The organism is Faecalibacterium sp. Marseille-Q4164 (genome assembly GCF_017377545.1).
Taxonomy (GTDB): domain Bacteria; phylum Bacillota; class Clostridia; order Oscillospirales; family Ruminococcaceae; genus Faecalibacterium; species Faecalibacterium duncaniae.
This window is the reverse complement of the sequence record NZ_JAFREJ010000001.1, coordinates 130881-149064: the sequence shown is the minus strand read 5'-3', so window position 1 is coordinate 149064 and position 18184 is coordinate 130881. Positions and strand designations below refer to the sequence as shown.

Genomic DNA, 18184 nt, shown 5'->3' with positions numbered 1-18184 from the left:
CTCTCCTTTCCTCAGTGAATAAAAGCCGTCATAAGGACCGCCAGCGCCGCCGCTATGACTGCCATACCTACCGTACCGAAAAGCCATTTTTTCTGTTTGTCTTTTGCAGTAATGTAGGGCTTCAGGTCCTCTGTTCCTGAAATCGTCCATGCGTTCGTGTGCCCCACCCAATAGCCGTCAACCAACAGGCGGTCCATGAGATTCATAACGGACAAGATAACGAGTAACTGCCAGAAACTCTGAACAAAGCCCTTTGCACCGTTTATCCCATAGACACAGACCAGCACATAGCCGATATAGCCGGGAATGCAGACTGCTTTGAACAGCAGGCTGTTGCGTCGGATGCGTTCCGGGCTTGTAAGCCCCAGTTTTACGCACCTCTGCTGCACCGCCGGGCTGTAAAGATGCACCATCCCAACAGCCCCTTTGCAGATGCCCGCAGCGCAGATCAGAACCAGCAGAACTCCCAACCCAAGACCTTCCAGAATCACCTGTAAGAGCATTCCCTGTTCCTCCTGTATCCGTTTTCGTCCCGGTATTCTGGATGCTCCTTTAAGTACGGATCCTTGTCGCCGCAGATGGTATAGTCGCATCGGCAGCCGTCCACGCAGGTGGTCGTCCGCACCAGCCTTGCGTGGAGCAGCTCCATGGATGCAAAATCCACATTGCACAGGGCGGGCATGATGTCTGCAAGGCCGTTTCTGATAGCAAATTCCGCTGCGGGACAGGCGGTAAATTCATAATAGATCGGCTTGTTCTTTTCGTAAGGAGCCACCGTCATTTCATAATCGTGCCACTTGTCACAGCCCGCTTTTGCCCGAAGGAACGCTATGTGCATCAGTTTCTTCCAGAACGGCATGTTACAGTTCACGAATTTCAGTTTGCGGAAGGACGGCAGAATCAGATTTCCTTCTATCTCTTCCATTTCGCGGAATGTGACCACATCCCGGCACACATCGTAAAAGCACATGATGGCGATGCAGTCGTAGGTGCCGCCTACGCCGTTGTGAAAATTCTTTTTACCGCCGAGGTCGGTGCGCCACTTGGAAAGAAGCTCTGCGTATCTCAGCTGCACCTGCTCCCAGACCACCTCGCGCTCCACCTCCGGATAGTGCAGAGTGATTTTCGCCAGAATTTCCTTTTTGCAGGGTTTGGAATATAGCACATGGCAGTTACGGTCAATTTGTAATTCGCTGTCCTTCATCTTCCCACGCCTTTCAGAAAACCGCTCTTTGCATTTTCTTCGGTGTCGTCCGATTCGTCGTAGGCATCATAGGGTGCCGATGGGTCGTGTACTCGTTTTTTGAATGGTGAACAGCACTTGTCCTTGTGGGCAAACGCAAAGGCAAAATTGTCCGTCCATCCCGTGTGACCGGTGATGAAATATGGATGCAGCCCACGTGCGCGCAGTTTCCGCTCCAGCTCCGCCAGTGACTGCACAGCCAGCTTATTGTCCTCCGCCAGCGAGGAAATGAAGCTGTAGCCGCCGTCCGCGCCAAACCACAGCGTGTCGCCAGTAAAAAGGTACTTATCGTCAATGAGGTAGACCACATGTCCCCATGTATGACCGGGAACCAGAAAACACTCGATCCTGACGCCGTCAATATCAAAGGCCTCTCCATCGTGAAGCAGCTGCTTTTCGTTGTAGATGGTCACTTGCGGCAGCTTATAGAGATGATAAATAACCTTGCGGCGTGCTTCTCCGATCAGATACCGGTTCTCGATCTCGCCGATGTACAGATTCGCATTCCGGAACAGCCCCGGACTGTCTGCTTCCACCGCACCCACATGGTCGGTGTCCTGATGGGTGATAAGAATATGGTGTATCGACTTCGGATCAATCCCAAGCCAGCCCATTTTTTCGGCAAGGCGGTCGTAGTTATATCCCGCATCGACCATAATGGTCGTATCGCCTTTGCGGTAGAAGAAGATGTTCGCCACCCATTCGCGCACGCAGGCAACATTCTTGTCGATCCAGCCGGTGTTCAAAGGCTTGAAGATTTCCTTGCCCCGGTACATCCAGCTCATTGCTTTTCTTTGAAATTCCGTTGCTTTTTTCGACATAATCACACCTCATTTCTGTGCTGTGATGCAAAGCCAGCCCTTTTTATTTTTGTGGCTCTGAATCTGACAAAATCCTGCTTTTTCCAGATACCCTTTCAGTGCAGTATCCGTATAGATGGTCATACCATCGATGATCCGCGTCCATTTGTCGTCTTTTGTCGTTTCGCCGTTTGCTTCGTTACAGATGAAAAAGATTCCGCCTGGCTTCAGCACCCGATAGACCTCTCGGAAATTCTGCGCAAGCTCCGGCCAGAAATAGACCGTCTCAAAGGCGGTCACCACATCAAACTGCTCCGCTTCAAACGGCAGCTCTGCCACACTTGCCTGTTGCACGGTACACCGTCCTGCCGCAATGGCTCTGGCATTGACTTTTCGCGCTTTTTCTACACTGACTGCCGAATAGTCGATGCCCTGCACCTTGCCGTTGGGGCACAGTTTCAACAGCATTTTAATGTTCGCTCCACCGCCGCAGCCGCAGTCCAGCACCATGGCATCCGGGGCAGGCTGTAAAAAGCGCAGCCCCCATTCTGCCATTGCGCTGTGTCCAAAGTTCATCATAGCAACCATGATCTTCCCGCCAAGGCCTACGGGCTTTCGGGTGTTTTCAAAAAAGGACATAACGCCACTCTCTTTCTATTTTCCGCTCACAATGCAATGCTTTTTACCAGATGCGCCCACTGCTCCGGGTGGCAGGCCAGCAATTCCTCGTGCTGCAAGTTAGGTAAAGCTAACTTTCTGTTCTATAAAAAGCCGCTTCTCAGCGGTCCTTCTGCCAAAATAATACGCCCTGCCGTCTCCTCTGTCAAGAAGTTTAAGCATTTTCGGAGATTCCGAAAAAGATTTCGCTTTCGAGGACTCCAGCCGTCACCCCAGTGCTACGTCCAGCACCATCATCACGCTGAAGCCCACCGCGAAAAATACCGTGCCAACGTTAGAGTGCTGCCCCTGGGACATTTCCGGGATCAGTTCCTCCACCACCACATACAGCATGGCTCCGGCGGCAAAGCTGAGCAGATAGGGCAACGCGGGCACCACGATGCCTGCCGCCAGAATCGTCAGCACTGCCCCGATGGGCTCTACGATGCCGGACAGTACGCCGCCCCAGAACGCCCGGCCTTTTTTCATTCCTTCCGCCCGCAGGGGCATGGAAATGATGGCACCTTCCGGGAAGTTCTGGATGGCAATGCCAAGGGAAAGTGCCAGCGCCCCGGCGGCAGTGATCTGAGTAGTCCCAGCAAGATACCCGGCGTAGACCACGCCCACTGCCATGCCCTCCGGGATGTTGTGCAGCGTCACCGCCAGAACCATCATGGTGGTGCGCTGGAGCTGGCTTTTTGGCCCTTCAGCCTGCAAGCTGTTCTGGTGCAGATGCGGGATGAAATGGTCCAGCAGCAGCAAAAACAGGATGCCCAGCCAGAAACCCACCGCCGCCGGGAAAAATGACAGCCTGCCCAGATCCGCGGCCTGCTCCATAGCCGGGATCAGCAAGCTCCATACCGATGCCGCCACCATCACTCCGGCGGCAAAGCCGGTGAGGGCGCGCTGGATGCCGTCACGCAGAGAGTTTTTCAAAAAGAACACACAGCCCGCCCCAAGGCTTGTGCCCAGAAAGGGGATCAAAATCCCCCAGAATGCGTCTTGTATCATGTAGTACCTCCTTGTGGTTAAATGCAACTAACCGCACAAGCAGTATACTGCGCTCCGGCAAAAAGGTCAATGGCTTTGCGGTATAGAGGGTGCTGTCGGCACCTTTTGCCAAAAAATTATCCTCCATAAACATCCCTGTTTTTTCTTGACAACGCCCAGTGGGAGTGCTATTTTTATTTCGCGAATTTGTTTTGCCTAACCATCTGAGGCGCTTTGCCTCTGCATTTTTTTGCATCAATTGTTAGGTGAAGCTAACTGTTTTTTCAAAACTGAGATAGAGGTGTGTTACCATGAGATTGAAAAAAGTATTTGCAGGTGCACTTGCGGCCGCTATGCTGGTATGCGCTGTGGCAGTCCCGGCCTTCGCTGCGGAAGAGGTAGAACAGGAAAACTGCCTGACCTCCAGCTATGTCCAGATGAACATCCCCTACGCTGACTTCTACAAGGCTGCCGGTGTGGACAACGCATCTGAGATCGACGCTGTGACCAGCGCCACCAAGAACAAGACCCGTGCGGGCAAGCTTGCCGCCGGTTCCTACCACGTCAACGCAGATGGCACCGACATCACCGGCGTTTCCTTCCCGGTCAAGGTGCTGACCCCGTGGGCGCTGGAGAACGCAAAGCAGGTCACCGATACCGACAGCTACGACATTACCGTTACCTTGAAGGGCAAGGAATCCACCACCACCTACACCGGCGCAGATGCCTTGTTTGAGAACGAGAGCTACGCTTACTACAAGCTCAGCGAGACCCCTGCCTACTACATCACCGCATGGTATAACCTGCTGAGCGGCAAGTGGGAGTTTGGCAAGGTCAACGCCACCGAGACCACCGTAGAGGGCACCACTGTGGAGCTGAATACCAACGGTCACCACACCACCTACGAAATGAAGATCTCCGGTTTTGATCTGGACTACAAGGCCAACAAGGTCTACGGCGTAGTGCTGACCACCGCCGATGGCAGTGAGTACGGCCTGCATCATGTGACCAACATCTGGCATGGTACCAAGCTGGGCTTCAATGCCGATGATCCTTACTTTGCATCCATCATCGGCAAGACGATTACTCAGATCACCTTCTACGCCGCCGACGGCGTGTATGTCCTGCCGGTCAATGTGGCGCTGTGAGGTTGCGGAAAGCTGCCTGATTTAGTAAATACAGTACAAAACGGCAAGGTCGCTTGGCATCAGGCGGCCTTGCTTTTCCGTGTCAGGAGGAGTTGGAATGAACAAAAAAAGATGCCATACACTGCTGCCGCTGGTGCAGCTGCTCCCGACGGTGGCGACAGCGGCAGCTGTACTTTTTGCTCTGCCCCGCACCGTTCCGGTGCTGGCCGCCGTACCGGAAAAGCTGACAACCGTGGTGGAGCAGCCTGTGGAAGCCGCTTCCTCCGAAGCGGAGGAAGAAACCCTGCCCAAGCTGCCCTATGCCGACGGCGTTTACGTCGGCTCTTCCCGGGGCTACGGCGGTGCCGTCCGAGTACAGGTCACCATGGAAAACGGCAGCATCACGGAGGTGGAGATCTTGGACGCATCCCACGAGACCAAGCAGTTTCTGCGGCGTGCCAAGCGGCTTTTGACCACCGTGGTGGAGACTCAGAGCTGGGAGGTGGATGCCGTTTCCGAGGCCACCTACACCAGCCAGGGCATTCTGGGCGCAGTGCAGAACGCCCTGACCGGCGAGGTGGTCAACAATCCCCTGCCGCCCCAGCCAAAGCCCGCCGCGCCGCTGGTGGTGGAGGAATTTACGGCTCCCTCCATCTACTTGGACGGCATCTACACTGCCGAAGCCATGGGCTTTGAGGGGCAGATCACAGTGCAGGTCACGGTGGCAGAGGATAAAATTACCGATATCACGATCCTGAGCGCCGAGGACGAGGAGGAATATCTCTCCCGGGCAAAACAGGTCATCCCCGCCATTCTGGAGGGACAAAGCCCCAACGTGGATATTGTTTCCGGTGCCACCTACTCCTCCACCGGAATTCTGAACGCAGTCAAGCTGGCACTGGCAAAGGCCGCTGTTGCCCCGGCAGAGAAAACCGCTCCGGAGCAGACTGCATCGGAAGAGACGGCAGAGGAAACCGCACCGTCTGAAGCAGCAGAGCCCGGGGAAACGCCGGTCACCGCGCCCACCGTGGAGGTGGTGCAGCCGGAGGAAAAGAGCGCCGTTCCCGTGTGGCTCAAGGAAGCATGGCAGCAGCTTTTCCCGGCAGATGCACCGGCATCCTCTGAACCGGAACCGACATCTTCTGAGGAAGTGCTGCCGACATCCGAGCCGGCACTGCCGCCGGAAGAGACCGGGATTGAATCTGAAACGGAAGGAGCAGCAGAATGAAATACAAAAATTTTCTCCTCCGGGCGGTGAACCTGCTGCTAATTTTGGGGGTACTGTGGCAATACCAGCAGGTGGCGCTGATCCGGGCGGCAGCGGTAAGCCAGCGCAAGCAGGAAATTGCCGAAGTTGAAGCCTACAATGCTTCCGTTTTGCAGGCGCAGAGCGCAGCACAGGCAGAGCAGAGCGGCTACCGGGACGGCATCTATGAGGGCAGCGCCTATGGTTTTGGCGATGTCATTCGGGTGTCGGTGACTATCCAGAACGGAAAAATGACCGATATTGCGGTGCTGGATGCTTCCGGCGAGGATAAGCCCTACTATAAGCAAGCGCTGCCTTTGCTGGACGAGATGCTGGCAATGCAGTCTGCTGAGGTGGATACCGTTTCCGGCGCTACCCTCACGGCAGAAGGACTTATCGGTGCGGTAGAGAACGCACTGGGAAAGGCGGCAGGATGATGGAAAAAACACAGGCAAAGCCTTTAACAGCGGCGCAGCAGCGTCAGCGGGACAAAAAGCGCCGTACATGGCTGCGCACCGGGGTGCAGTTGTTCTTCTTTGTGTCCATGCCGGGCGCATTCGTGGCCGGGTTTTCCGGGGTAAAACAGATCTTTCTGCACATCGGTGCAGGCGAGGTGCTCTCTGTGGACAGCTTCACACTTTCCCTGCTGGGGCTGTGCGGCTTCACCCTGCTTTTCGACCGTTTTTTCTGTGGGTACGCCTGCGCCTTCGGCAGCTTGGGCGATGCCGTCTGGGCGCTTTCCGGGCTTATTCAGAAAAAGCTGTTCCACCGCAAAAAGCAGCTCCGTCTGCCGGAGCGGGCGGTGCTTTTGGGGCAGAAGGTCAAATATCTGCTGCTGGCGGGGCTGGTGGCGCTGTATGTGACCCGGCAGGAAAAGATGCTGACCGGCACAAGCCCGTGGGAGGTGTTTTCCCGCCTGACGGCCCTGCGTCTGCCGCCGGAGGGCTTCGGCGTGGGCATCGGGCTGCTTGTGCTCATTTTGCTGGGTATGGCGGTGCAGCCCCGGTTCTTCTGTCAGTTCCTCTGCCCCATGGGAGCGGTGTTTGCCCTGCTGCCGGTGCTGCCATTTGCGCGGCTGCACCGGCAGAGCGACGGCTGCATCCCGGGCTGCAATGCCTGTAAACAGCAGTGCCCGGTGTGCCTGAAGCTGGAGGAAACCAGCCTGCGCAGTGGGGAATGCATCGCCTGTGAAGCCTGCGTTGGCACCTGCCCCAAGCAGAACATCCACCGGTGGGATACCACCTTATGCAAGCGTCTATGGCTGCCGGTGCTGGGTAAGGCGCTGCTCTTCTTCCTGCTGGGCTGCTGGCTGGGCTTTTGCCGATTCATCTGAACTAAAAAAGGATGCTGCTGCGCAGTATTTGTGCAGCAGCCTCCTTTTGGCTGGGAGATCTATCATTTCGATACGCCGGAGCATCTGCGAACGCTCCGGCGTACCATTTTTACAGGGAAGACTTCTGCTCCAACAGGTCTGTCATGCTGCGCAGGCTGATGCCTCGGTGCTTGTGGCCGCCGAGGCAATTTCAAACTGTGCGGAAATCCCCGCCTTTTCCACTAAGTCCTTCATCACAAATTCCGCCATAGGGCTGCGGCAGATATTGCCGTGGCAAACAAACAAGATCTTCTTCATCTTACACTCCCAGCACCTCGCCCAGTGCCAGAACAGCGTTGCGGACGCACTCCGGGCAGGGGCACAGCGGTGCGCCGTTCTCTATCCCCTTCAGATCCTTGCAGATGGTAGCACCGCACTTTTCCTGAAAGTTTTGCAGCAGTTCCTTGGAAATGCGGGGTGTGCCCTTGCCGTCGGTGACGATGCCCGCCACCATCACAGCGCCGATCAGTGCGCCGCAGGTGCTCTCCATGCAGCCCATGCCGGCGGCATAGCCTACGCCCAGCTTCATCAGGGTATCGGCATCCACCGGCAGCTTGTCCTCAAATGCCTTCAGCACCGCCTGTGCACAGTTGCACTGTCCAGTAGCTTTCCATGCGGCAGCCTGTGCCGCCCGTTCTTCGATGTTCATTTTAAAGTCCTCTTTCTTTGATGAATCGTAGTTTATTCGACATTATCATAAAATTCCTGTAACACTGTTGCCAATTCCTCCGGAGATTCTATGTTTGCTTCATGACCTGCTTTCAAAAGTTCATGGAATTGGGAATCGCTCAAATAACTGGCAAGTTCCTTTGAGGCTTTTTTGTTTGCGTTGTCCTTTTCCCCACAAACGATCAATGCCGGACAGGACACCTTACATAATGAATCCCTGAAATCCAATTCCGTCATCGTACCACACAAGCTGATCACATCTGCTTTCTTGAACCCAAATTGCTTGAACATTGTATTCGGCATAAAGCGAAACAGCATATTCTGGAACTTCAATAGCTTTTCAGGCATTTTATATTGTGCTGCAATTAGCACCAGTGCCTTTACTTTATTCGGATGGTCTATCGCATAATTAAGTGCCAGAACAGCACCCAAGGAAAGCCCGCACAAGACGATTTCATCATGTTCCTTATCACACTCTTCTGAGAATGCAGTATACAGCTCCTTATAGGTGGCCGCTTTTCCTTTCAGCATCTCTGCCAAACTCAAGCAGACGCTGCTGTCCGAAACCTTCGTTTCTTTTATTACTCTGTCCCAACTGTCTGGTTTTTGTCCCAACCCATGCAAGTATAAAAACTTCATCTAATTTCCGCTCTCCTTCACACGTCCTGCTGCTTCCTTTCCAGCGCTTCAAAGTGATACCGTGGCTTTCCCCTGCTCTTTTTGCCGTACTCAATGGCTTCTTTGGGGCAGTAGCAGATGCACGCCATGCAGTGGGTGCAGTTTTTGCCCCAGACCGGCTTTCCGTTTTCCAGATAGATGTTGCTCAGCGGGCACAGCTCCACGCACTTACCGCAGCCGATACAGGCTTCCGTTGTCCGGAAGGCATCGGCTTTTACAAAGAAGCGATAGAACACCGGGTTTACCGGGCCGCTCATAAGGCGATCGTAGAGGTTGTCTCTCGGCGGGGGAAATTCCTGCCCGGCCTTGAGCCGGGTCAGCACCTTCTGAAGTTCAGGCTCTGCCTGCTCCACGATGCTCTTTGCCTGCTCTTTTTGGGGCGCATTGAACATGGCAATGTAGTTTTCCGGCATGATGATCTGAGCTGTACCCATGTACTGCAGCTGCTTTTGCGCCGCAAGCTGCCGGTTATAGCCTGCCGCATTGCCAATTTCGCTGCCGCAGTCCATCACAAACCAGATGCGCTCTGCCCCGGTCAACGCGGTCTTGCCCAGCCACTCCGACACCACCCGGGGAATACGCCATGCGTAGGTAGGCGTGACCAGCACCACATCCCGGCCAGTCTGCACCGGGGCAGCATTCCCTGCCTTGATGCAGGCGTTCAGGTCGTAAAGCGGCATCTCCAACCCTTCGGCAATGCGCCGCGCCAGATACCGGCTGTTGCCGGTTCCCGTAAAATAAAGTACCATGGCTGCTCCTTCGTTTTTTGTGTGGTTTTCAGTTGCCTGTCTGCCCGGCAAGCTGGATTTTTTCACTTCTTCGCCTTAGGCGCAATAAGTAGCATGACTGTCACAAGAATATATAAACCATACAGTAACCAAGTAATAGTATTGTTCCAAGGAAAGCTCATTTCTGGATGGTTCAATGCAAACACTATAAATGCAATCGCTATAATCAGCATTATTAAACCGAGAATCCTTGATATACGCTTTTTCATGCAAAGCACTTCCTTGTCAAACTGGAATTGTTAATCTTGAACTGGTCCTATAATGCCAAATGCTATTGCATCAATAAAAAGCACGAACGCTATCACACAAACAATTAAAATAGTTGCAATGACTTTAATAACAAGTTGTTGATTTTGTCTTAAATTACTCTTACTAACAATCCTTAAGACAAAAATCAAAGCAACGAGGATGATAAAAGAAATAATATTATAAAGAACCACTGTTTTCATCTATGTGTCCTCCTTTTTTATATCAATTCCGAGTTGCCGCTCTCCGTATGCCATAGTCTCCGCACGCAAAAAGCCCTTTGCGGCAAGGTGTGTGCTTACACCTCCCCCGCAAACTTCATGCCCCAGCTCATGCGGGTGTCGTACATCAGGCGGGTCAGGGCAAGGCTGTCCTGCGGGGTATAGCGGTCGCTGCCGGTACGCCCCAGCTTGACGCAGCGGCTTGCTTCCCGGATCTCGTACTCAAAGCCGTTGATGTCCACCGGGCAGCGGATGACCTCCGGCTCTTTGCCATCCACTTCCAGCGTCATGGTCTCGGCGTGCTGGAAATCCGGCAGAAAGATGCTGCCCTTGGTGCCAACGATGCGGGCGTTGCGCTCCAGCTCCTGCCCGATGGTCTGGACAGACTCTGCCTTGCAGCCGCCGGGGTAGGTCAGTGCAAGGCGGCCGTAATCGTCGGTGCCGTACTCGTTGATGTGCACCTCTTTGGCTTCCACCTTCTCCGGGTCCTGTCCGGTAAGGATGCGCAGAAAGCCCAGATTGTAGATGCCGATATCCAGCAGCGCACCGCCGCCCAGACCGGAATCAAACTTGCGGTCCTTCCGGGCACCGGAGGCCACAAAGCCGTACTGACAGGTGATCTGCTTCAGTTCCCCGATGGTGCCCGCAGTAAGGATCTCGCGCAGACGGTCGTACAGCGGCAGCAGCCAGATCCAGAACGCCTCCATGAGAAAGCGGTTCTTTTCCTCCGCCAGACGGTACAGCTCCTGCGCCTGTTCCGGGCGGATGGTAAAGGGCTTTTCGCACAAAACGTGCTTGCCCTGCTCCAGACAGAGCTTGCAGTTTTCGTAGTGCAGGGTGTTGGGGGTGGCGATATAGATGGCCTCCACCTCCGGGTCTGCGGCAAGGGCTTCGTAGGAGTCATAGCAGCGGGGGATGCCGTACTGCTGTGCAAACGCCTGTGCGCTTTCCATGTGCCGTGACCCCACGGCAACAAGCTGCTCCCCCTCTGCGCCCATCTGTTCCACCGTAGACGCAAACTTTTTGGCAATGGTGCCGGTGGCTAAAATTCCCCACTTCATAACGGTACCTCCCTGTTTATTATCGCAATTTTCAAAAATAGTGCCGATCAAAACGGCATATTTGCGATATGCAGTTTGCGGATGTTGCTTGAGCATCAAAAGCGCAAACTGCTATACTTTGGATTCAGTATACCATGGTTTTCTCCTACGGAAAAGAGAGTGAAAAGCAAAAATGCCCCCGGAGGGCTTGTTCCAACTCTCCGGGGACAGATTCTATGCACCGGTATCTTTCATCTTGTTCCAAACATTCTCATTCATTATAATAGAGATAGAAAGAAGGTGCCAACATGAAACATCGCATTGTGACGGCTGCGCAGATGAAGGAAATTGAACGAGCCGGGGATGCCCACGGTCTGCCCTACCTGCAAATGATGGAAAATGCCGGACTGGCGGCTTACGCTGAACTGCAAAAGCAGTTCCCGCATCCCGGCAGGCTGCTGGTGGTCTGCGGAAAGGGCAACAACGGCGGCGATGGGTTCGTGATTGCCCGTGCCGCAGCAAAAGACGGCTGGAGCGTGACCGTTCTTCTGGCCGAGGGCGAGCCGAAAACTGCTGATGCCATCCTCAATTTTGAGCGTCTGCACTCCCTGCCAGTGCACATCTGCACCGACTGCTCTGTACTGGAAACCCAGCACTTTGATGCTGCTGTGGATGCCCTCTACGGCACCGGGTTCCATGGTGAACTGCGGCCTTCCGGTCTTGCTGCCTGCGGGCTGATACGCCGTCTGCACAAGAGCGGTGCCTTTGTGCTTGCCGTAGACCTGCCCAGCGGCATCAACACGGATACCGGGGAGGTTGCCGAGGGTGCTGCCCATGCGGATTTGACCGTAACCTTCGACAGCTATAAGCCTTTGCATATCGCAGAATCTTCTGCGCCGCTGTGCGGAAAAATCGTCTGTGCCGACATTGGCATCCGGGACGAATGGCACCCGGAGTTTTGACGAGGCTTGCCGCTGCGGAAAAGCACCTGCACGCAAAAGACCCCGGCAGCTTTCAAGGCACGCCGGGGTTCTTTTTGTCATTCTGCTGCAAAATGTCTGCACTTTCTTGGCAGAACGCAGAAAATGCGGAAACCGCTTGATTTGGCTCGGTTTCCGCACTAGAATGGAAACCAGAAAAGCAAGCACAGTTTCCACAAGGAGGACGCTCATGCAGGAAAAGCTCGATGCGCTGGTGCGCACACAGGCGATGCAGTTATTCCGTCAACAGGGGCTGCATTTCACCATGCAGCAGGTGGCAGAGCCGCTGCACATCAGCAAAAAGACCATCTACACCGTTTACCCCTCCAAAGAGGCCCTTCTGCTGGACATGGTAGACCACGCCTTTGCGGAGATCCACCACTGCAAGCAGGAAATTCTGGCAGGCAGCGGTACTTTGCAGGAAAAGCTGCGGGCGGTCATCATTGCCATGCCGACGGAATATGCTGCGCTGGACCTGCGGCAGATGAAGGAGCTGGACGAGAAATACCCGGTGGTGGCGGCGCGGGTGCGCAGTCAATTGGAAAACGGGTGGGAACCCACCATGGCGCTGCTGGAACAGGCTGTGGCAAAGGGGGTCATGCGTCCGGTGTCCCTGCCGGTGCTGCGGCAGATGATCACCGCATCCATCGAGAGCTTTCTGGCAGACCGCAGTCTGGCAGAAAGCGGGGTGCAGTATGTGGCTGTACTGGAGGAAATGATCTCGATTTTACTGGAAGGAGTGCTGCTGCGATGAAACACAGTTTTTGCGATGATTGGGAGTTTACCCACCACTGGACGGAAGCCTTTGGCAAGGGGCTGCCTGTACCAAAACAACAAGCCGTCCGCTTGCCCCATACCTGCCGGGAGGTGCCGCTGCACTATGCCACCCCCGCTGATTACGAGATGGTCTGCGGCTACCGGAAGCGGTTCCGGGTGCCGCCGGTACAGGCTGCGCCCCGGCTGTTCCTCCGCTTTGACGGAGCCGCCCATCAGGCGGTGGTGCGGGTCAACGGCAGGGTTGCCGGGCAGCACCGGGGCGGCTATACCGGCTTTACGGTGGAGATCACAGACCTTGTGGACCGGGAGGGTGAAAACCTGCTGACCGTGCAGCTGGACACCCGGGAGGACCCGGCCATCCCGCCCTTTGGCTTTGTCATCGACTACCTGACCTACGGCGGGCTGTACCGGGAGGTCTGGCTGGAAGCTACGGCAGAGAGCCGCCTGACCGATCTGTTCGTCTACACGCCCACCCTGCAAGAGGCTGTGGTGCAGTGGACGGCAGAGCTCACACCCGCAGCCGTGGCGGTCCGCATCCGGCTGGAGACCGCAGACGGCACCTTGCTGGCCCAGCAGACCGCACAGGCGGCAGAAACCGGGAAGATGCAGTTTTCCGTCCCGCACGCACAGCCGTGGGATACCGAGCACCCGGTTTTGCATCATGCCGTGGCAGAGCTTTTGAACGCAGCCGGACAACCCATCGATCGCAAACAGGTGACGTTTGGCTTCCGCACCGCAGAGTTCCGGGCAGACGGCTTCTACCTCAACGGCAAAAAGACCTTTCTGCGGGGTCTGAACCGACACCAAAGCTACCCTTATATCGGCTACGCCGCACCGGAAAGCCTGCAGCGGGAGGATGCCCGCGTTTTGCAGGAGGAGCTGCACTGCACCGCCGTGCGCACCAGCCACTACCCACAAAGCCCATATTTTCTGGACGAGTGCGACCAGCGGGGTCTGTTGGTGTTCACCGAGCTGCCGGGCTGGCAGCACATCGGAGATGCTGCATGGAAAGACGCTGCCTGTGCAATGTTACAAGAGATGATCTTGCAGAACCGCAATCATCCCAGCATCATCCTGTGGGGCGTGCGCATCAACGAGAGCGTGGACGACGATGCCTTCTACACCCGCACCAACGAGATTGCCCATCAGCTGGACCCCAGCCGCGCCACCTCCGGTGTGCGGTATCTGGAAAAAAGCCATCTGCTGGAGGACGTCTACGCCTACAACGATTTTTCCCACAACGGCGTAACGCCCGGCGCAAAGCCCAAAAAGGACGTGACCCCGGATATGGGCAAGGCGCTGCTCATCTCGGAGTGCAACGGTCACATGTACCCCACCAAGCCCTTTGACGATGGCCCTCATCGGCAGGAGCACGCCTTGCGGCACGTTCGGGTTCAGAACGCCGCCTATGCCAGCGGAGAGCACGCCGGGTGCTTTGGCTGGTGTATGTTCGACTACCAGACCCACAAGGACTTTGGCTCCGGGGACCGCATCTGCTACCACGGGGTGCTGGACAGCTTCCGCAACCCCAAATTGGCGGCAGCGGTCTATGCCAGTCAGGGCGATACTGACCCGGTGCTGGCGGTCAGCTCCTCCATGGACATCGGCGATAACCCCGCCGGGCAGCTGGGCACGGCCTATGTTTTCAGCAATGCCCAACAGGTAAGGCTTTACAAAAACGATGTGTTCGTCACCACCCTGCGCCAAAGCGAGTGGACGGCGCTGCCCCACCCTCCCTTTGTGATGGACGATACCATTGGCGAGCTGCTGGAAACGCAGGAGCATTTTTCGCCGTCCAAAGCGGCCGCTGTGCGGGACTGCCTGCTGGCCGCCGGGAAATATGGCTTGGCAGGGCTGCCGCTGGCCTACAAGGTCAAATTCGGCTGGTGTATGCTGCACTACAAAATGAGCTTTGAAGATGGCGTGGCGCTTTACGGCAAATATGTAGGCAACTGGGGCGGCGAGGCTACCCGATGGCGGTTCGATGCCGTGCAGGACGGCAACGTGGTGCGCAGCGTGACCCTTTGCCCCAGTGCAAAGCTGCACTTGGAAGTCAAGGTCAGCCGGACGGCTCTCCGGGAAAAAGATACTTACGATATGGCGGCTGTCCGGGTGCGCATTCTGGACGAGAACGGCACCCCAGCCCCCTACGCACAGTTCCCGGTGCAGTTTGCGGTGGAGGGCAGCGCCGCCCTTGTGGGTCCACAGACCGCCGTTGCCGAGGGCGGCATGACCGGAACCTATCTGCGCACCGTGGGCACTGCCGGAGAAGCCCTGCTGACCGTTTCTGCACCGCAGACCCAGCCCGTTGTGCTGCGGTTTACCATTGAAAAGGAGGACGCTGTATGGAACTGACCCTGAAACAGAAAACCGCATTTGGTATTGGTGCCGTGGGCAAGGATATGGTATATGCCCTGTCGGCTTCTTACGTCATGTATTATTATCAGGATGTGCTGGGGCTTTCGGCCAGCTTTGTGGGCGTCGTGCTCATGGCGGCCCGGTTCTTTGATGCCTTCAACGACCCCTTTATGGGGGTTCTGGTGGCAAAGACCCGCACCCGCTGGGGACGTTTCCGTCCGTGGATCTTTTCCGGCACGCTGCTCAATGCGCTGGTGCTTTACGCCCTGTTTGCCGCCCCGGTGCTGGACGAAGCGGCGTTGATGCTCTATTTCTGCGTGGTGTACATCCTGTGGGGCGTCACCTATACCATGATGGATATTCCCTACTGGTCCATGATCCCGGCCGTGACCCGCACCCCAAAAGACCGGGAGAACCTCTCCATGGTGGGGCGCACCTGTGCAGGCGTTGGCTCTGCCCTCATCGCTATGTTCACCATGCTGCTGGTGGGAGCCCTTGGCGGCGACAGCGAGCGCGCTGGCTTCCGCTGGGTGGCATTGATCGTAGCAGTAATTTTTACAGTGACAGAGCTGGTGTGCTGCATTTCCATGAAAGAAACTACCCCCAGTGAGATGAAGACCGCCACTGTAAAGGAGATGTTCTCCGCCCTGTTCCGCAACGATCAGGCTATGGTAGTGGTAGGCAGCATCGTGCTGATCAACTCGGCGCTGTACCTTACCTCCAACTTCATCATCTATTTCTTCAAGTACGACCTTGGCGGTGCAGGCTGGAAAGCCACCTACACCCTGTTTTCCACCGTGGGCGGTGCGGCACAGATCCTTGGCATGATGGTGCTTTACCCGCTGCTGCGCAAAAAGCTCAGCAGCACGCAGGTGTTCCAGCTCAGCCTTGTGCTGGCACTGTGCGGCTACGGCACGCTGCTGGTGTTCTGCCTGACCGGCCTTTCCCATAGCCTTGCCCTGCTGTGCATTCCGGGCGTGGTGGTGTTCGCCTGCAACGGAATGCTGACCGTGCTGACCACCCTGTTCCTTTCCAACAGCGTAGATTACGGTCAGCTCAAGACCGGCCGCCGGGAGGAGAGCGTTATCTTTTCCATGCAGACCTTTGTGGTCAAGGCTGCCTCCGGTGTGGCGGTATTCCTGACCGGCATCGGGCTAGACCTCATCGGTCTTGTGGGCAACACGGAGGAGACCGGCCCGGTGGCAGTACAAAGCGCCGGAACCCTGCTGGGTCTGCGCCTGATGATGACCGTTCTGCCCATGCTGGTGCTGGCTGGTGCGCTGGTGCTGTTCCGCCGCAAGTTTGTTCTGACCGATGCCCGCGCTGCCGAGATCAGCGCACAGCTCCACGGGGAGGAAGCGCACCATGACTGAGACACTGCACTGGTACGCGGAAACTTCCGGCGGTGTGCGGCAGGGCGATGCCCCGGTACACCCGGGCTGCGGTGCGGTGCATCTTTCCGCCGACTTGCCCGCCGGGACGCTGAAGGCGGTACGTGCCGAGATGCCGTGGACGATGGAAGCAGACGAGCGTCTGTTCATGAACGGCTACCAGACATGGACCTACAGCCCGGAGCTGAACCGGAACGGCAAGCTGCGCGGCACCGACCACATTCCCGGCTTTCTGCGCAAAAAATATGCCTTTGACCGCTACGGCGATTATCATTTTGCGCCTTATGGGCATCAAAAAGGTCAAAGCCACGGCTTTTCCTACTGCTATTTCCGCAGGGGAGCGCAGTTCCGGCTGGTAGCATCGCTGGACGAGACCCCGGGCTACACCATCCTCCGCTACGACAGCGGCAAAGCCCTGCTGACGCTGGAGCGTGACTGCGCCGGGGTGGAACATCCCGGCGGCAGTTTCCCACTCCTTGACCTGTTTTTTGCCGAGGGCGGCGAGACCGAGGTGTTCGACGGCTGGTTTCAGGCTATGGGCATCAAGCCCCGGACTGAAAAGAAGCTGGCAGGCTATTCCAGTTGGTACAACCGCTATCAGGACATCACCGAGGATACCATTCGGGAGGACCTGACCGGATGCCGCAGCCTGCTTTGTCTGGGAGACCTGTTCCAGATCGACGATGGCTGGGAGCCGAAGGTGGGCGACTGGCTGGAAACAGATGCACAGAAATTCCCCCACGGGCTGAAAGGCATGGTGGAGGAAATTCACGCCGCCGGATTTCAGGCTGGGCTATGGCTTGCGCCCTTTGTGTGCGAAAAGGACTCTGCCCTTTTCCGGCAGCACCCGGACTGGCTGCTGAAAGTGGACGGCAAACCGTGGTGCTGCGGCTGCAACTGGAGCAGCTTTTATGCGCTGGATCTCGACAACCCGGCCGTGCTGGACTATCTGCGCCGGGTGTTTGACCTGGTGCTGAACGACTGGGGCTTCGACCTTGTCAAGCTGGATTTTCTGTACGGCGCTGCCCCCTTTGGCAACGCCCGCGAGAGCCGGGCAGCCCGGATGTCCCGTGCTATGGAGCTGCTGCGCACATGGTGCGGTCAAAAGCAGATTCTCGGCTGCGGCGTACCGGTGATGCCGGCTTTCGGGCTGGTGGATTACTGCCGTGTCAGCTGTGACGTAGGGCTGGACTGGGACGATGTGTGGTATATGCGCCTGTTCCACCGGGAGCGGGTGTCCACAAAGCAGGCCATCAACAACACGCTATTCCGGCGGCAGCTCAATGGCCGTGCCTATGGCAGCGACCCGGATGTGTTCTTTCTCCGGGAAGAAAACTGCAAGCTGACGGCAAAGCAAAAACGCACCCTTGCCACGGTCAATGCCCTGCTGGGCAATGTGTTCCTCACCTCGGATATGCCGTCCCGCTATACAGAGGCGCAGCGGGCAGAGTACCGCCGTCTGCGCACCCTCTTTGAGCACGCCACGCAGGTGCAGGCAGAAGCGGAAAACGACCGTCTCTATATCCGGTATCTGCTGGACGGAACTCCACAAAAATTATGTTTCGACCTGTTCTGACAGTGCGAACAAACCATAACAAAAC

The 18184-nt window shown here is 56.3% G+C and carries 19 protein-coding genes and 1 pseudogene; 9 read left to right on the top strand and 11 right to left on the bottom strand.

The genetic code is table 11. From position 1 onward, the window contains the following. Positions 1-11 precede the first annotated feature (11 nt). The 5 genes from J3352_RS00740 to J3352_RS00720 all read right to left on the bottom strand — a co-directional run bounded on the left by J3352_RS00740 (position 12) and on the right by J3352_RS00720 (position 3711). Positions 12-503 carry a hypothetical protein gene (locus J3352_RS00740; RefSeq protein WP_005934022.1) on the bottom strand — a complete coding sequence of 164 codons (492 nt, stop codon included), beginning with the start codon at positions 501-503 and terminating at the stop codon, positions 12-14. Next, positions 488-1204 (bottom strand): L-2-amino-thiazoline-4-carboxylic acid hydrolase, encoded by a 717-nt coding sequence (locus J3352_RS00735; RefSeq protein WP_005934026.1) that lies wholly within the window; start codon positions 1202-1204, stop codon positions 488-490. Before J3352_RS00735 ends, J3352_RS00740 begins: the two co-directional genes overlap by 16 nt. Then, the gene (locus tag J3352_RS00730) at positions 1201-2064 is read right to left on the bottom strand and encodes an MBL fold metallo-hydrolase (protein WP_005934029.1); all 864 of its coding nucleotides are present in this window, start codon (positions 2062-2064) and stop codon (positions 1201-1203) included. The genes J3352_RS00735 and J3352_RS00730 overlap by 4 nt, the downstream gene beginning before the upstream one ends. Before the next feature lie 9 nt (positions 2065-2073). Beyond that, entirely contained in the window at positions 2074-2682 is a 609-nt protein-coding gene (locus tag J3352_RS00725) for a class I SAM-dependent methyltransferase (protein ID WP_156066193.1), read from the bottom strand. A gap of 246 nt (positions 2683-2928) precedes the next feature. Beyond that, on the bottom strand, positions 2929-3711 hold the full coding sequence (locus tag J3352_RS00720; RefSeq protein WP_005934033.1) for a ZIP family metal transporter: 783 nt from the start codon (positions 3709-3711) through the stop codon (positions 2929-2931). 290 nt (positions 3712-4001) lie between these two features. Between J3352_RS00720 and J3352_RS00715 the strand changes: the two genes are divergently transcribed. The 4 genes from J3352_RS00715 to J3352_RS00700 all read left to right on the top strand — a co-directional run bounded on the left by J3352_RS00715 (position 4002) and on the right by J3352_RS00700 (position 7396). Next, the gene (locus J3352_RS00715; protein ID WP_156066195.1) at positions 4002-4838 is read left to right on the top strand and encodes a hypothetical protein; all 837 of its coding nucleotides are present in this window, start codon (positions 4002-4004) and stop codon (positions 4836-4838) included. A gap of 97 nt (positions 4839-4935) precedes the next feature. Then, complete coding sequence (locus tag J3352_RS00710; protein WP_156066198.1) at positions 4936-6045, top strand: FMN-binding protein; 1110 nt, start codon at positions 4936-4938, stop codon at positions 6043-6045. Continuing rightward, a complete protein-coding gene (locus J3352_RS00705; RefSeq protein WP_156066200.1) occupies positions 6042-6500 on the top strand; it encodes an FMN-binding protein in 459 nt (152 codons plus the stop codon). The genes J3352_RS00710 and J3352_RS00705 overlap by 4 nt, the downstream gene beginning before the upstream one ends. Then, a complete protein-coding gene (locus J3352_RS00700; protein ID WP_156066202.1) occupies positions 6497-7396 on the top strand; it encodes a 4Fe-4S binding protein in 900 nt (299 codons plus the stop codon). The genes J3352_RS00705 and J3352_RS00700 overlap by 4 nt, the downstream gene beginning before the upstream one ends. 162 nt (positions 7397-7558) lie before the next feature. Here the strand turns inward: J3352_RS00700 and J3352_RS14210 are convergent. The 6 genes and pseudogenes from J3352_RS14210 to J3352_RS00670 all read right to left on the bottom strand — a co-directional run. Further along, positions 7559-7693: pseudogene (locus J3352_RS14210) on the bottom strand (low molecular weight phosphotyrosine protein phosphatase); the annotation flags it as partial. A 1-nt stretch (position 7694) separates the two neighbouring features. Then, positions 7695-8084 carry a C-GCAxxG-C-C family protein gene (locus J3352_RS00690; protein ID WP_156066206.1) on the bottom strand — a complete coding sequence of 130 codons (390 nt, stop codon included), beginning with the start codon at positions 8082-8084 and terminating at the stop codon, positions 7695-7697. A 32-nt stretch (positions 8085-8116) separates the two neighbouring features. Continuing rightward, entirely contained in the window at positions 8117-8743 is a 627-nt protein-coding gene (locus tag J3352_RS00685) for an alpha/beta fold hydrolase (RefSeq protein WP_156066208.1), read from the bottom strand. 17 nt (positions 8744-8760) lie between these two features. Next, positions 8761-9531, bottom strand: coding sequence for an EFR1 family ferrodoxin (locus tag J3352_RS00680; RefSeq protein ID WP_156066210.1), 771 nt, complete (start codon positions 9529-9531; stop codon positions 8761-8763). Between the two features lie 278 nt (positions 9532-9809). Continuing rightward, entirely contained in the window at positions 9810-10019 is a 210-nt protein-coding gene (locus J3352_RS00675; protein WP_097772305.1) for a hypothetical protein, read from the bottom strand. A gap of 95 nt (positions 10020-10114) precedes the next feature. Beyond that, complete coding sequence (locus J3352_RS00670) at positions 10115-11098, bottom strand: Gfo/Idh/MocA family protein (protein ID WP_156066212.1); 984 nt, start codon at positions 11096-11098, stop codon at positions 10115-10117. Positions 11099-11385: 287 nt separating this feature from the next. Between J3352_RS00670 and J3352_RS00665 the strand changes: the two genes are divergently transcribed. From J3352_RS00665 to J3352_RS00645, 5 genes are all read left to right on the top strand, one after another. Continuing rightward, the gene (locus tag J3352_RS00665) at positions 11386-12039 is read left to right on the top strand and encodes an NAD(P)H-hydrate epimerase (RefSeq protein ID WP_156066214.1); all 654 of its coding nucleotides are present in this window, start codon (positions 11386-11388) and stop codon (positions 12037-12039) included. A 208-nt stretch (positions 12040-12247) separates the two neighbouring features. Next, complete coding sequence (locus tag J3352_RS00660; protein ID WP_156066216.1) at positions 12248-12811, top strand: TetR/AcrR family transcriptional regulator; 564 nt, start codon at positions 12248-12250, stop codon at positions 12809-12811. Continuing rightward, complete coding sequence (locus J3352_RS00655) at positions 12808-15189, top strand: glycoside hydrolase family 2 TIM barrel-domain containing protein (RefSeq protein ID WP_156066218.1); 2382 nt, start codon at positions 12808-12810, stop codon at positions 15187-15189. Before J3352_RS00660 ends, J3352_RS00655 begins: the two co-directional genes overlap by 4 nt. Next, positions 15180-16565, top strand: coding sequence for a glycoside-pentoside-hexuronide (GPH):cation symporter (locus J3352_RS00650; RefSeq protein ID WP_097772310.1), 1386 nt, complete (start codon positions 15180-15182; stop codon positions 16563-16565). The genes J3352_RS00655 and J3352_RS00650 overlap by 10 nt, the downstream gene beginning before the upstream one ends. Next, positions 16558-18159, top strand: coding sequence for a glycoside hydrolase family 36 protein (locus J3352_RS00645; protein ID WP_097772311.1), 1602 nt, complete (start codon positions 16558-16560; stop codon positions 18157-18159). Before J3352_RS00650 ends, J3352_RS00645 begins: the two co-directional genes overlap by 8 nt. The last annotated feature ends 25 nt before the right edge of the window (positions 18160-18184 follow it).

Bases quoted from the DNA above. Each gene is read 5' to 3' on its own strand.
- J3352_RS00730 (WP_005934029.1), bottom strand. From the start codon at position 2,064: ATGTCGAAAAAAGCAACGGAATTTCAAAGAAAAGCAATGAGCTGGATG.
- J3352_RS00710 (WP_156066198.1), top strand. From the start codon at position 4,936: ATGAACAAAAAAAGATGCCATACACTGCTGCCGCTGGTGCAGCTGCTC.
- J3352_RS00725 (WP_156066193.1), bottom strand. From the start codon at position 2,682: ATGTCCTTTTTTGAAAACACCCGAAAGCCCGTAGGCCTTGGCGGGAAG.
- J3352_RS00715 (WP_156066195.1), top strand. From the start codon at position 4,002: ATGAGATTGAAAAAAGTATTTGCAGGTGCACTTGCGGCCGCTATGCTG.
- J3352_RS00720 (WP_005934033.1), bottom strand. From the start codon at position 3,711: ATGATACAAGACGCATTCTGGGGGATTTTGATCCCCTTTCTGGGCACA.
- J3352_RS00705 (WP_156066200.1), top strand. From the start codon at position 6,042: ATGAAATACAAAAATTTTCTCCTCCGGGCGGTGAACCTGCTGCTAATT.
- J3352_RS00690 (WP_156066206.1), bottom strand. From the start codon at position 8,084: ATGAACATCGAAGAACGGGCGGCACAGGCTGCCGCATGGAAAGCTACT.
- J3352_RS00655 (WP_156066218.1), top strand. From the start codon at position 12,808: ATGAAACACAGTTTTTGCGATGATTGGGAGTTTACCCACCACTGGACG.
- J3352_RS00735 (WP_005934026.1), bottom strand. From the start codon at position 1,204: ATGAAGGACAGCGAATTACAAATTGACCGTAACTGCCATGTGCTATAT.
- J3352_RS00675 (WP_097772305.1), bottom strand. From the start codon at position 10,019: ATGAAAACAGTGGTTCTTTATAATATTATTTCTTTTATCATCCTCGTT.
- J3352_RS00700 (WP_156066202.1), top strand. From the start codon at position 6,497: ATGATGGAAAAAACACAGGCAAAGCCTTTAACAGCGGCGCAGCAGCGT.
- J3352_RS00650 (WP_097772310.1), top strand. From the start codon at position 15,180: ATGGAACTGACCCTGAAACAGAAAACCGCATTTGGTATTGGTGCCGTG.
- J3352_RS00645 (WP_097772311.1), top strand. From the start codon at position 16,558: ATGACTGAGACACTGCACTGGTACGCGGAAACTTCCGGCGGTGTGCGG.
- J3352_RS00740 (WP_005934022.1), bottom strand. From the start codon at position 503: ATGCTCTTACAGGTGATTCTGGAAGGTCTTGGGTTGGGAGTTCTGCTG.
- J3352_RS00660 (WP_156066216.1), top strand. From the start codon at position 12,248: ATGCAGGAAAAGCTCGATGCGCTGGTGCGCACACAGGCGATGCAGTTA.
- J3352_RS00685 (WP_156066208.1), bottom strand. From the start codon at position 8,743: ATGAAGTTTTTATACTTGCATGGGTTGGGACAAAAACCAGACAGTTGG.
- J3352_RS00670 (WP_156066212.1), bottom strand. From the start codon at position 11,098: ATGAAGTGGGGAATTTTAGCCACCGGCACCATTGCCAAAAAGTTTGCG.
- J3352_RS00680 (WP_156066210.1), bottom strand. From the start codon at position 9,531: ATGGTACTTTATTTTACGGGAACCGGCAACAGCCGGTATCTGGCGCGG.
- J3352_RS00665 (WP_156066214.1), top strand. From the start codon at position 11,386: ATGAAACATCGCATTGTGACGGCTGCGCAGATGAAGGAAATTGAACGA.